The organism is Roseobacter cerffii (assembly GCF_054226325.1).
Map to the genome: position 1 here is coordinate 730,594 of NZ_CM135757.1, position 12,789 is coordinate 743,382.

Sequence of the window (12,789 nt, forward strand, 5' to 3'; positions counted from 1 at the left end):
ATGACACTGGAAATCGGTCAGTCCGCCAGTTTCTCTGCAGATGTCGATATGGCGCGAACGGCGGCGTCTCTGTCGCACGAAACCGGGCCCAAGCTGCCCTGTGTTTTCGGCACCCCTTTTGTGGTCGCCCACATGGAGCGCGCCTGTGCCGAGCTAATGCGCCCGTTGCTTGACGAGGGCGACGTCTGCGTGGGCGTGCACGTCGACGTGCGGCATCAGGCGCCGACACTGGTCGGCGCTCGCGTCACCTCGACAGCCACATTCTCTGAGCAGGACGGCAAGCTCTTCTGGTTCACCGTTAAGACCGAAGACGCATCGGGTGTCGTGGGCGAGGGCCGGATCGCCCGGGCGATCGTCAAAGAGAAGACGCTCTGCGACATCGCCGAGGACAGACAATGACCGACCCGAAACTCCTCCGTGCGATCGAAAAGAAGCTGCTCTGGTTCGCGTGCTGGATGGTCCACAACGCCAACCACATCCGCGAGAAGGATGAGATCAAGGTCGGCGGTCATCAGGCGTCATCGGCCTCCATGGTCACGATCATGACCGCGCTCTATTTCGCCACGCTGCGACCGGAAGACCGGGTGGCGGTCAAACCGCACGCCTCGCCGGTATTTCATGCGATCCAGTACCTTATGGGCAATCAGACCCGTGAAAACCTGGAAAGGTTCCGCGGTTACGGAGGTGCCCAGAGTTATCCCAGCCGCACAAAGGATGTCGATGATGTCGATTTCTCGACAGGATCGGTTGGGCTCGGTGTCGCGATCACGGCCTTCGCGTCGATGGTACAGGACTACATCCAGGCCAAAGCGTGGAGTGCGCCGCGCGACGAGGGGCGGATGATTGCGCTGGTCGGAGACGCGGAGCTGGACGAGGGCAATATCTATGAATGCCTGCAAGAAGGCTGGAAGCACGGGCTCCGAAACACCTGGTGGGTGATCGATTACAATCGTCAAAGCCTGGACGGCGTGGTGCGCGAGGGTCTGTACTCCCGGGTCACCGACATCTTCCGGGCCTTTGGCTGGCATGTCGAAGTGTTGAAGTATGGTGTGCTGCAACGCGAGGCCTTCAAGCGCCCTGGCGGTGAGCGATTGCGTGCATGGATCGACGCGTGTCCGAACGCGGTGTACTCCGCGCTCACGTTTCAGCGGGGAGCGGCGTGGCGGATGCGGCTGCTTGCCGATCTCGGTGACGAGGGCGACACGCGAGGCTTAATTGAAAGCTACAGCGACGACGCCCTTGCCGGTTTGATGGAAAACCTCGGAGGCCACTGCCTTGAAACGCTGATGTCGGCGTTTCAAGGTATCGATCACGATGAGCCAGTGGCCTTCATCGCCTACACCGTAAAAGGGTGGGGCACACCGCTGGCGGGTCATAAGGACAACCACGCGGGGCTGATGACCGAAGCTCAGATGGAGCGGTTCCGAGAGCAGATGGGGGTCCGCAAAGGCCACGAATGGGATCTCTTCGAGGGTCTGGACGTCGATGAAGCGGATGTCCGCGCCTGTCTCAGCCGCGCCCCGTTTTTCGCCGAAGGCCCACGCCGCCGCCGCGCTGAGCGTGTCTCCGTGCCCGAAATCATAGTACCTGGGGAAACAACGACCTCGACCCAGGCCGCTTTCGGCAGAATACTCGACGCACTGGCAAAGGGCGACAGTGATCTGTCCACGCGCATCGTGACAACCTCGCCTGACGTAACCGTATCGACAAACCTCGGCCCGTGGGTAAACCGCCGCGGTCTCTTCGCCCGGCAGGAGGTCCCCGACACTTTCCGGGATGAGCGTGTCCCGAGCACGCAGAAATGGCGGTTTTCGCCGTCTGGTCAGCATCTTGAGCTGGGTATCGCAGAGATGAACCTTTTCCTGCTCCTCGGGGCAGCAGGTCTGTCGCATTCCGTGTTTGGAGAACGGCTGATCCCCATCGGCACGCTCTATGATCCCTTCGTCAGCCGTGGGCTTGATGCGCTCAACTACGCCTGCTACCAGGACGCCCGCTTTATCCTCGTCGGCACGCCTTCCGGTGTGTCTCTGGCGTCCGAGGGTGGCGCGCATCAATCCATCGCGTCACCGCTGATCGGGATGAGCCAGGACGGTCTTGCAGCGTTCGAGCCTGCTTTTGCCGATGAGCTGGCCGTTATCATGGAGTGGTCGTTCGACTACCTGCAGCGCGATGGAGAAGGCGATCCCGACGAACGCACCTGGCTTCGGGATGAAACAGGCGGCTCGGTTTATCTGCGCCTGACCACGCGCCCAATCGAGCAGATGAGACTGCCGATGTCCAAGCCGCGGCGGCAAGGTATTCTGGACGGAGCATACTGGCTGCGCGAACCGGGCCCGAACTGTGAAGCGGTTCTGGTCTATCAAGGTGGGGTTGCAACCGAGGCGATCGCAGCCGCTGGGCATGTGGGCGCAGACCGACGCGATCTTGGCGTACTTGCGGTGACCTCCGCTGACAGGCTGAACGCGGGGTGGCAGTCGGCGCAGCGGCAGCGCGCCCACGGAAACGCTGGTGCCACCTCACACATTGAAAACCTTCTGGCCTCGGTCCCGCGACATGCCACGCTGATTACCGTGATCGATGGCCATCCCGCCACGCTGAGTTGGGTCGGCGGCGTGCATGGCCATCCCACAGTCAGTCTCGGTGTGGAGCATTTCGGTCAAACTGGTACAGTGGCAGACCTCTATCATCACTTTGGCATTGACCGGCACGCGATCCTGTCAGCTCTCGACCGGCTCAGCGCTGGCCGACCAATCAGCCTCGCGCGTCTTTAAGCGCAGAGATCATACCAAGGAAGGGAGCGCTCACATGGAGATCCAACGGCTCGATCATGTAAACGTCCGGACGAGCAAGCTCGACGAGATGATACAGTGGTACGAGAAGTATCTGGGACTGAAAAGCGGTCCCCGACCGGACTTCGGCTTTGGGGGGGCATGGCTCTATTCAGGGGATCATGCGATGGTTCATCTGGTTGAGGTGGAACAGGACTGCGCATCGGTCGAACCCAAGATCGAGCATTTCGCGCTCAAGGCCACGGGCTACTCCGCTTTTATCAAACGACTGGAAGACAACGGTATTGTCGCCGATGTGGTGCGCGTGCCCGGGCTGCCAATCGTTCAAGTCAACGTCGAGGATTGCGACGGCAATCATATACATGTTGATTTTCCAGCGGATGAAATGTGACCGACGCTGGTCGGCTCAATCACGCTGCTTCACCTGACCCCGCCGCGGGCTATGCGTAGCATTTTTTCGCTTCTGTAACCTGACAAAACCATTCGCGCATCTGGCGTCCGTGTGATCAGCACCCACCGCAGGCTTTGCAAAAACTTCATAGTTTCGTCACCCAGTGTTTTTCACCCGAGTTCACTCTCAAAGCATCGATCCGCTCCGTCCCGAATGCGGGTCGGATCGGGATGCTTTTGGGAGACGAATTCATGCAAGACCCCTTCAAGAACTGCACCGCGGCCATTGCCACGGCCTGCGCGCTGATTGCTCCGACTCCCTCTTTGGCTGCGACGGTCGATAACGTCATTCTGTTCATCTCCGACGGGGCGTCCTGGGGCACCGTTGATATGGCCAGCTACTGGGAATTCGGCGAGAAGGGGCGGCAGCCATACGACGACTTCTCGGTCAAGCTGGGGATGACAACCGAGCCTTTCTCGAACCCGCAACAAAGATACGATCCAGAGGCAGCCTGGGATACCACACCAACCGGTGACGGCGACTTCATCGAGGGATACAAAAGGATCAAGCAGGGCGCGACGGACAGCGCGGCAGCTGGGACGGCCCTCGCCACCGGTGTGAAAACAACCAACGGTCGGATTTCGTCCGATCCTGATGGCAACCCGTTGCCTTTCATAACGCAAGACATGAAGGCTTCCGGCCGGTCGACTGGCGTGGTCTCCAGCGTTGGTTTCAGCCATGCAACGCCAGCGGTCTTCGGGGCGCAGAACGTCAGCCGCAACGACAACCACGCGATTGCCCATCAGATGATCAACGAGGGCACGCTTGATCTGATCATGGGCGGCGGCAACCCCAATTATGACGACAATGCGCAGCGGCTGGCCACTCCGGAGTTCAACTGGCTGTCGGAGGAAGACTGGAGCGCTCTGAATGCGCCCGGCGCGCCCATGACACTGATCGAATCCACGTCGGATTTCGAAGCGCTGGCCGACGGCTCGCTGGAGATCGACGGACGCCTGATCGGCCTTCCGCAAGCTGGCGCAACGCTGAAGGCCAACCGCGACCCCTTCACGACACCGCTGGACCCGAACGCGCCCGGGTCCCCCAACCTTGGCTTCCCAATAGGTCACGAACTGCTGCCCAATGTGCCGACGCTAGCAACGATGACGGCCGGGGCGCTCAATCATCTTGGCAAAGATGACGATGGCTTGTTTCTGATGGTCGAAGGCGGGGCCGTCGACTGGATGGCGCACGCAAACGCGACGGGGCGGGTGATCGAGGAGCAGATCGATTTCAATCGCGCGGTGGGCACCGCCGTGGACTGGGTGATGGCCAATTCGTCTTGGGATGAAACGCTGATGATCGTGCTGACAGATCACGGCAATGGCGCGCCGATGGGTCCGAATTCTGACACCGTCCCGTTTCAACCGATCGAGAACAATGGGAAGGGTGTGTTGCCCGGTGTTCTTTGGCATTCCGACAACCACACGACCGAGAACACCCTGCTGTGGGCAAACGGCGCGGGGTCCGAGGCGTTTCTGTCCATGGTGGTTGGAGAGGATCCGTTTCTCACGTCTGTCCTTGGATTCAACGACGGGCGCTACATCGACATCACGGGGGTCAACCCGGCTATCCGGGAGGCTGCAGGACTGGTGGCACCCACACCGGTCCCACTTCCCGCGGCGGGATGGATGTTGCTCGTCGGCGTGGGGTTGATTGCAGGGCTGCGGCGCCGTGCAGTGTCTGCCTGATCCATTTGATCGTTACGTTTGATGAAGCTGCTGTTGCGTTCGGGCGCAGCGTTTCGATAAAGAAGCCGGAGAAACAGATGTGACCGAGCCTCGTAGAGAAATCACATCTCGAGTGCCAGTTCGGAGCAGGCGTCCGCGCGCACTGCTCAGGTGGCGAGCACCTCGGAAATCGAGGTTTCGCCGAGCCTTTCAATCAAGCTCCGTTCGACATCTTCCAAAACACTTGAGACACGCTCGTGCAATGCATGTTCCACGGAACACGCGGGGGCATCGTTGATCTGGCCGCTTGCGACGAGTCTTTCGTCCAGGGCGAGATAGACATCGGCGAGTGTGATTGCCTCGGGCGCGCGTGCCAATCGCCAGCCTCCCGCATGTCCCTTTTCGGAAGCCAGCAACCCCGCCTCACGCAGCCTGCCCAGGACACGCCTTACGACCACGGGATTTGTACCCGCATGCTCCGCGATATCGGCCGAGGTGCGCATCCGACCTGGGTCGCCAGCCATATGGCTAAGGGTGTGAAGGGCCAGGGACAGGCGACTGTTTCGCTTCAATGTGGTTCTCCGCGCATCTGTCGTGTCACGTAACATTATGTGTTGCGTGTATCTAGTAACTTCGCTAGTTGCGTGAGTGGATATCTCAAATTTCCGGCGAATAGAATGTCTCGACAACCCGCCCGCAACCTGGGGCAGACAAGCCTCCGCGCCAAGCGCCGCTCTGGTGATCCCATGCAGACCTATGATGCATTGCCAGCCCCGCTGCGCCGCTGGCTCGGTCAGGCGGCCTTGCCCTGGTCTCCGGCATCTGCGCGCCGCATTTGGCAAAACGCGCAGGCCAAAGGGTTGAGTGTTGAGGAGGCGCTCTCCTCACTTTCGAAAGCCGAGGCCCGAACGCTGGCCCGCGACAGCTACGCCGCTCAAGTTCTGCCCAACCCATAAGCCTGAAGGAAATCGCCCATGTCGTTCATGACGAAACTTGCTGTTGCCGCCCTCTTGGCGTTTGGCGCGCTGCCCACATCGGCGCAGGAGGGGAGCTTCACTATCTCCGTGGGTTTTGGGCCAACGGCCGAGGTGCCCGACCCGCGTGCGGGGTACAATGGCTGGATGTCGAACCAGACTGGCGTCACGGAAACCCTGATGGGCATCGATTACGAGTTGAACCTCTATCCACGGCTGGCGGCTGGTCTTGAACAGACTTCCCCGACAACATGGCGCGTCATGCTGCGCGAGGGCCTAGCGTTCCACGACGGCACGCCTGTGACGGCGCAGGCCGTGGTCGACGCGATTGCCCCGATTTCCGAAGAAGGTCACCCGGGCTACAATGCGCGCATCGCAAACCTGCTCGACCTGGCCTCGATATCTGCCGATGGGGACCGCGTTATCGTGTTTGAAACGAACAGCCCCAATGCCGCCTTCCCGTGGAGCCTGTCGGAGCCTGGCCTTGCCGTCCTTGGCACCGCATCGGATGAGTTTCCGATCAACGCCACAGGCCCTTATGTCTTCCGCGAAGCCATTCCCGAGCAGCTGTATCGTGTCGAGGCCAATACAGACTACCGCCTTGGCGCGCCTGGCTTCGAAGAGGTGCGCGTCGTCGGCATTCCCGATCCTGGAGCAGCGGCGCTCGCCTTCGAGGCGGGCGAGGTTGATATGGTGATCAACTATCCCGAGACGGACTTCACGCGCATTCAGGAGACCGGGGCGCTTGGTTTCGCGGCGCCGACGGCCCGGCTCTATTTCTACACCATGAACGCCGCCAGCGGCCCGATGGCCAACCCGCTCATCCGGCGCGCAATTTCGGCTGCGATTGATCGTCAGGGGATCGTGGATGCAGCCCTGTCTGGTGTCGGCGGCGTGCCCGCAAGCACCGTCTATCCGGATGGAATGGGATGGGCGGCGGACATCGCGCCTGTTTATGATCCGGCCCTGGCCGAGACGCTTCTGGCCGAGGCCGGTGCCACCAAGGACGGCGGCCTCTGGATGCTGGACGGCGCCCCGCTTGAGATCGACATCGTGACTTATTCCTCCCGCGCCGCATTGCCGCCCACGGCTGAGCTGACCCAAGCCTTCCTACAGGCGATTGGCGTTACGGCGAATGTGCGCGTGGGGGAATATGGCGCCAGCAACGATGCGATTGCGGACGGGACCGCGGACATGTTCCTGCAGGCGTGGGTGACGACGCCGCAGGGCGACCCGGGTGCCGTTCTGGAGGCGCTGCTCAAGTCCACTGGCGGGTCCAATGCCGGTGGGTACAGCAATGCCGAACTGGACCAGTTGCTGGCGGATGGGCGGACGACATTCGATCAGGAAGCGCGGGCGGAGATTTACGATCGCGTGCAGGAGATCATCGCTGCAGAGGCGGCTATGATCCCCGTGTTTCACGTCAGCCAGACCAATGTCGCACGGGCTGGCTTGACGGGCTACGCCGTACATCCGACTGAAACCTATTGGATCACGCATGAGACTGCCTTGATCGAATGACAATTGCCGCCTCCGGCCTGAGTGCTGTGCGCTCGGGCCGCACTATCCTGCATCCCACAAACGTGCACATCGGGCCCGGCGAACGTGTCGGGCTTGTTGGCGCGTCGGGCTCTGGCAAGTCGACGCTCGGTCATGCGCTCATCGATGCGCTGCGCACGGAAGGCCAGAGTGTCGCCCATGTGCCGCAAAGTCCGGACGAGGCGCTCGACCCGCTCCGGTCCATGTCCTTTCACTGGCGCGAGGCCGAACGCGCGTTGAACGTCGCACCGGATGCGGCGCGACAAGCAGAGCTCTTTGCAGCGCTGCGGATCGAGGGCGGCGATATGAGCAAACGCCCCTGGGGGTGGAGCCGGGGTATGCAGCAGCGCTTTGTCATCGCGATGGCCCTGATCGGCACGCCCAGCCTGTTGGTGATGGACGAGCCGACCTCGGCCCTGGATCCGGTGGTGGCGGCAGACACGATGGACCTACTCGACAGTTATTTACAGGACAGACAGACAGCGCTCCTCCTCATCACGCATGATCTTGGTTTGGCGGCTCGGCGCGTTGGCCGGCTGATGGTGATGGAGGCCGGACGGATTGTCGAAGATGCCCCAACGGCACAGTTTTTGTCAGCGCCCGGAACACAGGCGGCCAAGTCGCTTTGCGCCCATCGCAATTGGCTCGAACTACCATGCTGAGCGTCGAGCATGTCTCGGTCCAGCGCGGGTCTGCCGTGACCTTGGAGGATATCTCTCTGTCCCTCGCGGCGAACCGAACACTTGCGGTTGTCGGCGAAAGTGGAGCGGGCAAGTCCACGTTGATCGGCGCCATTCTCGGCCTCGTGCCGTGCATTTCCGGCCACGTGACCTGGGACAATGCGCCTGTGCCGCGCTGTCGGCCTGCGCTGGTTATGCAAGAGCCGCGCAGTGCCTTTAACCCGCGCCTGTCGCTGCTCCGGTCGGTGATGGAGCCACTGGTGGCGCAGGGCAGACCCCGGGACCCGAAGCGGTTGGATCACCTGTGCGAAGGCTTGGAGATTTCACCCGATCTGCTGGCTCGCCGTCCCGCACAGGTATCCATTGGGCAGGCGCAGCGGGTCGGCATTCTGAGGGCGCTGATTGCAGCACCACCGCTGGTTCTGTTCGACGAACCGCTGTCGGCGCTCGACGCGGTCACCCAAAAACACACCGCGCGCCTGATCGCGGAGTTGCAGCGCGCGGAAGGCTTTGCCGCCCTGATCGTGACGCACGATCTGGGCTACGCCGCCGCTTTCGCAGATGATATCGCCGTCCTGCGCGCCGGTCGCGTCGAAGAGCTGACCGAGGCGCGCGCCTTCGTCGAAGCGCCGCAAACGGACTATGGTCGCACCTTGCGCGACGCGGCCTTCTCGCTCGGGGCTCTGGAACTGGTGGCATGATCCACTTCACCGCCAGCCTGATCTTGCGCGCCGCTGTCGTGTTGACGGGCACAGCACTGGCAACCTTTGCGCTGCTGTGGCATGCGCCCGGCGATCCCGCGCTGGCCATTGCTCTGGCACGGTACAACCTCGTAGTGCCGCCCGAAGTTGTGGATCAAATCCGGTCCGAGGCCGGACTGGACGCCGGGTTCTGGCCTGCCTTTCACGCCTGGATTGCGCCTCTTTTGGTCGGGGATTTCGGACAGTCTTCCGTCACCGGGCGGGATGTCTGGCCGGACCTTGTCTCGGCCCTGTCCGACACCATGCTGCTGGCGCTTGCGGGCCTCACCGTTGGCATCGCCATCTCGGTACCGCTGGCTCTGCTCGCCACGCGACGACCGGGCAGTTGGCTGGATCGGTTTGCCGTGGCGCTAGCCTCGATCGGAGCGGCGATCCCGGCCTACTGGCTGGGTCTCTTGCTTATCCTGCTCTTCGCCGTCCAACTCGCATGGCTTCCGGCCATGGGCGCACGCACGCCCGCCCACATCATCCTACCCGCCCTCACGCTGGGGCTGGGCGTTGCGGCCTCCTTCACACGCATCCTGCGATCCGGCATTCTGGAGGCACGTGGCCAACCCTTCCTGCCCGCCCTAAGACGCCGTGGTGTGGCAGACCGCGACATCGAACGCGACCATGTTGCTCCACATGCTGCCATCCCGGTCGTGACGGTCTTCGGTTTGGAACTGGCGTTCCTCTTGGAGGGCGTCGTCATGATCGAAGTGATCTTCGCACGCCCGGGTCTTGGCAGCTTTCTGGTAAGCGCCATCGGCGCCCGCGACTTCCCCAAGGTGCAGGCCGTCGTTCTGCTGACGGCAGTGTTTTTTGTAACCATCAACCTGCTGATCGATCTGATCTATCGCGCCCTTGATCCCAGGATCGGAGACCGGGATGCGTAGTGTCGGTTTGCTGGTCACCGTCTTTGTGCTGCTTGCGTTGCTCGGGCCAATACTGGCACCCCACGACCCCACGCAGATCAACATCCCAAACCGCCTGAGCCCGCCAAGTGCCGAGTGGCCGCTGGGGACTGATGCCTTGGGCCGAGATATCCTGTCGCGGCTGCTGCACGGGGCGCGTTGGTCCCTCGGGCTTGCTTTCCTGATCTCCATCATTGGCTTGGCTATCGGCACGCTGATGGGTCTGATTGCGGCGCAAGGGGGCAAGCTGGTTGATTGGGCGGTGATGCGGACAACGGATACCTTCCTGGCTTTCCCGGAACTGGTTGCAGCCGTCGTCATCGCCGGGGTCTTGGGGGCTGGAACCGGCAGCCTCATCTTTGCGCTGACGGTGACCGCATGGATGCGCTATGCGCGCGTTGCCCGGGGCATCGGCTTGTCCATCCAAACCCGTGGATACGTTGTTCAGGCCCAACTGGCCGGCCTGTCGCCGCTTGCCATTGCCCGCTGGCACTATCTGCCGTCACTACTGCCGTCCCTCACCGTGGTCTGGACCGGCATGTTTGCTCGTGCGATTCTGGGGATCTCGGCACTCGGGTTTCTTGGGTTTGGCGTCCAGCCGCCGATGCCCGAATGGGGCACCATGCTGCTGGACGCGCGCATTCACATGCGCTCAACGCCGCTTCAGATGATCTGGCCGGGTCTCGCAGTGGTGCTTTGTGTCCTCGCCATCCATCTGACCGGGGACGCCTTGCGCGATGCACTTGCCGAACAGGAGCGCCGGGAATGACCGGTGCCGACCGCCCGGGCCTCGGCATCGGGCTGCGGATCCTGTCCGGGGTGCTGATGGCGGGTATGTTCGTCTGTGTCAAAGCTGTCAGCGCGGACGTGCCGCTGGGCGAGATTGTCTTTTTCCGATCCGCCTTTGCCCTGATCCCGTTGATCGTTTTCTTATGGATCCGGCGCGAGTTCCCTCGAGGATTGGCCACCAAAAGACCGCTCGGCCACCTGCTGCGGGCAGGTTTCGGAGCCCTGGCGCTCTTTGCCTCCTTCGCCGCCATCGCGCGGCTCAACGTGGCCGAAGCGATCCTCATTGCGCAGCTGTCTCCGATCCTGATGGCGATGGCTGCCGTGGGACTGCTTGGCGAGCGCCTGACCTTCTGGCGGGTCGGCGGACTTTTACTCGGGTTCGCTGGCGTGGTTGTCATGGTCTGGCCGGAAATTGGCGGAGAGCGCGCAACAGGAACACGTCTCGTCGGCCTATTGCTGGCCCTGATCTCCGCCTGCCTCTCGGCGCTGGCGTTGATCATGGTCCGCAGCCTGAACCGCACTGAGAGCCCCGGCGCAATCGCCCTCTACTTCGTTCTTGCGTCTATGCTCGGAGCGCTGGCAACGCTGCCATTCGGATGGGTGGCTCCGGGTGGTTGGGCGCTTCTTCTGCTGATCGGGGCGGGCCTGTTTGGGGGGGGTGCGCATATCGCAATGACCCTCGCTTTTCGCTACGCCGAAGCCACAAGATTGGCGCCTTTCGAATACGTCGCACTTCTGTGGCCCATTCTAGCCGACCTTCTGATCTTCAAGCTTTCGTTTGCGACGAGCTTTCTGTTTGCACTGCCCCTGATTCTGCTGGGGGCCGCTATTGCGGCGGCGGAGAAGCCGCGGGTCGTGTGATGGAGAACCAGATTTGCGAGCGCGAGGCTCTGATCTCCGGCGATGTGAGCAGCGACAGATGCCCCCCGGTTTCAGTTGTCAGACTGCCCCCATCTTTGCGTTGCGCTTGTTCTCCGTGTTTGCGTCTCTGCGTAAGCAACGAACTTTTGGAATGTGCGTCGCCCCGCGGAACGAAAGCCTACACCTCAGTAACCCTCCTGGACAGAACGCGCTGTCGTGCAGGGGGAACCACGTCACCCAGTTCCATGCAACGCTGCGCAGCTACGCCGACAGACAAGTCAAGAGATTAGGTAGCGACCGATCCTCTGCTGACCAACAAAGGCTGCCGCCTCCACTTGCGGAAAAGTGAAGAGGCAGTGTTGGCCAAAGTGCATCTTCCACACCCCCAACACGAGACCGTCGATCAATTTTCATCCCGTTGATCGCTCCCAAGATGGCGTCTTCCCAACTTCGCCAATCAGGAAGTCCATGAACACCCGAACCTTCGGCGACAGCACGTTGGATTTGGGATAGATGAGCCAAAGGACATTGTCCTCGGCACCGACGTAGGCGGGCAGGACACGGACAAGCTGCCCCGAGGCAAGCGCGTCATGCACACTCCAAAGCGAATTCAGTGAGATGCCGGCACCGGCCAGCGTCGCGCGCATTTGGCTCAGCCCGTCGTCCATGATCAATCTGCTCTGTGCCGCGCTGGGATCGAACGCGGCGGTATCGCCAAGCGCGGTCTTCAAAGGTCGTGCATGCAAATGCCGAAAGGCGATGAGCTTGTGATCTGCCAGATCGGACGGCGTTTGTGGCGTGCCATGGGCAGTGAGATATGATGGCGAGGCGCAAAGGACGCGCGTGTCGTCCGCCAGTTTGCGTCCCTTGAGACTGGTGTCGAGGAGGGGCGCGTTGCGCAGCGCAAGGTCATAGCTGCCCTCGATCAAATCAAACTGCACGTCCGACAAACGAAGATCCAATGTGATGTCTGGGTGTTGGCTCAGGAATTTCGGCAGGATCGGTGCAATGTAGATCTGGGCAAAGGTGCTGGGAGCGGCAAAGCGCAAGGTGCCGCTGACATGAGCCGAGGCCTGACCCAAGGCGGCGCGCGCCGCATCTTCCTGTGCGATCATCTCGCGCGCGAAGGGCAGGAAATCGGCACCGTCTATCGATAGTGAGACTTTGCGTGTGGTGCGGTGGAGCAGATCAGCACCCACACTGTGCTCAAGCTTTGCCAGTTTCGAACTGGCAACAGCAGGCGCCATACCCAACCTGCGGCCCGCCGCGCTGATGTTCAGCAAATCGGCTGCAAGGACGAACAAGCGCAGACCATCGGTATCGATACTCATTATATCCATTTCCCGAATTATGAATGCGGATATGCCTCATTTATCTGAAGA

13 protein-coding genes are annotated in these 12,789 nt (G+C 61.6%); 11 read left to right on the plus strand and 2 right to left on the minus strand.

Features of this window, described 5'->3' with window-relative positions:
- The 4 genes from ACVC7O_RS03665 (at nt 1) to ACVC7O_RS03680 (ending at nt 4,931) form a co-directional block, all read left to right on the plus strand.
- Nucleotides 1–399, plus strand: coding sequence for a thioesterase family protein (locus ACVC7O_RS03665; RefSeq protein WP_458324735.1), 399 nt, complete (start codon nt 1–3; stop codon nt 397–399).
- Nucleotides 396–2,771, plus strand: a complete 2,376-nt coding sequence (locus ACVC7O_RS03670) for a transketolase (RefSeq protein WP_458324736.1) — start codon at nt 396–398, stop codon at nt 2,769–2,771. The genes ACVC7O_RS03665 and ACVC7O_RS03670 overlap by 4 nt, the downstream gene beginning before the upstream one ends.
- Before the next feature lie 34 nt (nt 2,772–2,805).
- Nucleotides 2,806–3,180, plus strand: coding sequence for a VOC family protein (locus tag ACVC7O_RS03675; protein WP_458324737.1), 375 nt, complete (start codon nt 2,806–2,808; stop codon nt 3,178–3,180).
- Between the two features lie 251 nt (nt 3,181–3,431).
- Nucleotides 3,432–4,931: an alkaline phosphatase gene (locus ACVC7O_RS03680; RefSeq protein ID WP_458324738.1), complete on the plus strand. Its 1,500-nt coding sequence runs from the start codon at nt 3,432–3,434 to the stop codon at nt 4,929–4,931.
- A gap of 146 nt (nt 4,932–5,077) precedes the next feature.
- Here the strand turns inward: ACVC7O_RS03680 and ACVC7O_RS03685 are convergent, their stop codons facing one another.
- Nucleotides 5,078–5,482: an RrF2 family transcriptional regulator gene (locus tag ACVC7O_RS03685; protein ID WP_458326028.1), complete on the minus strand. Its 405-nt coding sequence runs from the start codon at nt 5,480–5,482 to the stop codon at nt 5,078–5,080.
- 105 nt (nt 5,483–5,587) lie between these two features.
- Here ACVC7O_RS03685 and ACVC7O_RS03690 point away from each other — a divergent pair, with 105 nt between their 5' ends.
- Genes ACVC7O_RS03690 through ACVC7O_RS03720 form a run of 7 tightly spaced genes read left to right on the plus strand, consistent with a single transcriptional unit; the run spans nt 5,588 to nt 11,407 of the window.
- Nucleotides 5,588–5,866, plus strand: coding sequence for a DUF6525 family protein (locus ACVC7O_RS03690; RefSeq protein WP_458324739.1), 279 nt, complete (start codon nt 5,588–5,590; stop codon nt 5,864–5,866).
- Nucleotides 5,867–5,884: 18 nt separating this feature from the next.
- On the plus strand, nt 5,885–7,405 hold the full coding sequence (locus tag ACVC7O_RS03695) for an ABC transporter substrate-binding protein (protein ID WP_458324740.1): 1,521 nt from the start codon (nt 5,885–5,887) through the stop codon (nt 7,403–7,405).
- Nucleotides 7,402–8,085: an ATP-binding cassette domain-containing protein gene (locus ACVC7O_RS03700; RefSeq protein ID WP_458324741.1), complete on the plus strand. Its 684-nt coding sequence runs from the start codon at nt 7,402–7,404 to the stop codon at nt 8,083–8,085. Before ACVC7O_RS03695 ends, ACVC7O_RS03700 begins: the two co-directional genes overlap by 4 nt.
- On the plus strand, nt 8,079–8,804 hold the full coding sequence (locus ACVC7O_RS03705) for an ABC transporter ATP-binding protein (protein WP_458324742.1): 726 nt from the start codon (nt 8,079–8,081) through the stop codon (nt 8,802–8,804). Before ACVC7O_RS03700 ends, ACVC7O_RS03705 begins: the two co-directional genes overlap by 7 nt.
- Complete coding sequence (locus ACVC7O_RS03710) at nt 8,801–9,739, plus strand: ABC transporter permease (protein ID WP_458324743.1); 939 nt, start codon at nt 8,801–8,803, stop codon at nt 9,737–9,739. The genes ACVC7O_RS03705 and ACVC7O_RS03710 overlap by 4 nt, the downstream gene beginning before the upstream one ends.
- Complete coding sequence (locus tag ACVC7O_RS03715; protein WP_458324744.1) at nt 9,732–10,526, plus strand: ABC transporter permease; 795 nt, start codon at nt 9,732–9,734, stop codon at nt 10,524–10,526. Before ACVC7O_RS03710 ends, ACVC7O_RS03715 begins: the two co-directional genes overlap by 8 nt.
- Complete coding sequence (locus ACVC7O_RS03720; RefSeq protein ID WP_458324745.1) at nt 10,523–11,407, plus strand: DMT family transporter; 885 nt, start codon at nt 10,523–10,525, stop codon at nt 11,405–11,407. Before ACVC7O_RS03715 ends, ACVC7O_RS03720 begins: the two co-directional genes overlap by 4 nt.
- A gap of 410 nt (nt 11,408–11,817) precedes the next feature.
- On the opposite strand, the gene ACVC7O_RS03725 is transcribed toward ACVC7O_RS03720, so the two are convergent.
- The gene (locus ACVC7O_RS03725; protein WP_458326029.1) at nt 11,818–12,732 is read right to left on the minus strand and encodes a LysR substrate-binding domain-containing protein; all 915 of its coding nucleotides are present in this window, start codon (nt 12,730–12,732) and stop codon (nt 11,818–11,820) included.
- Between the last annotated feature and the right edge of the window lie 57 nt (nt 12,733–12,789).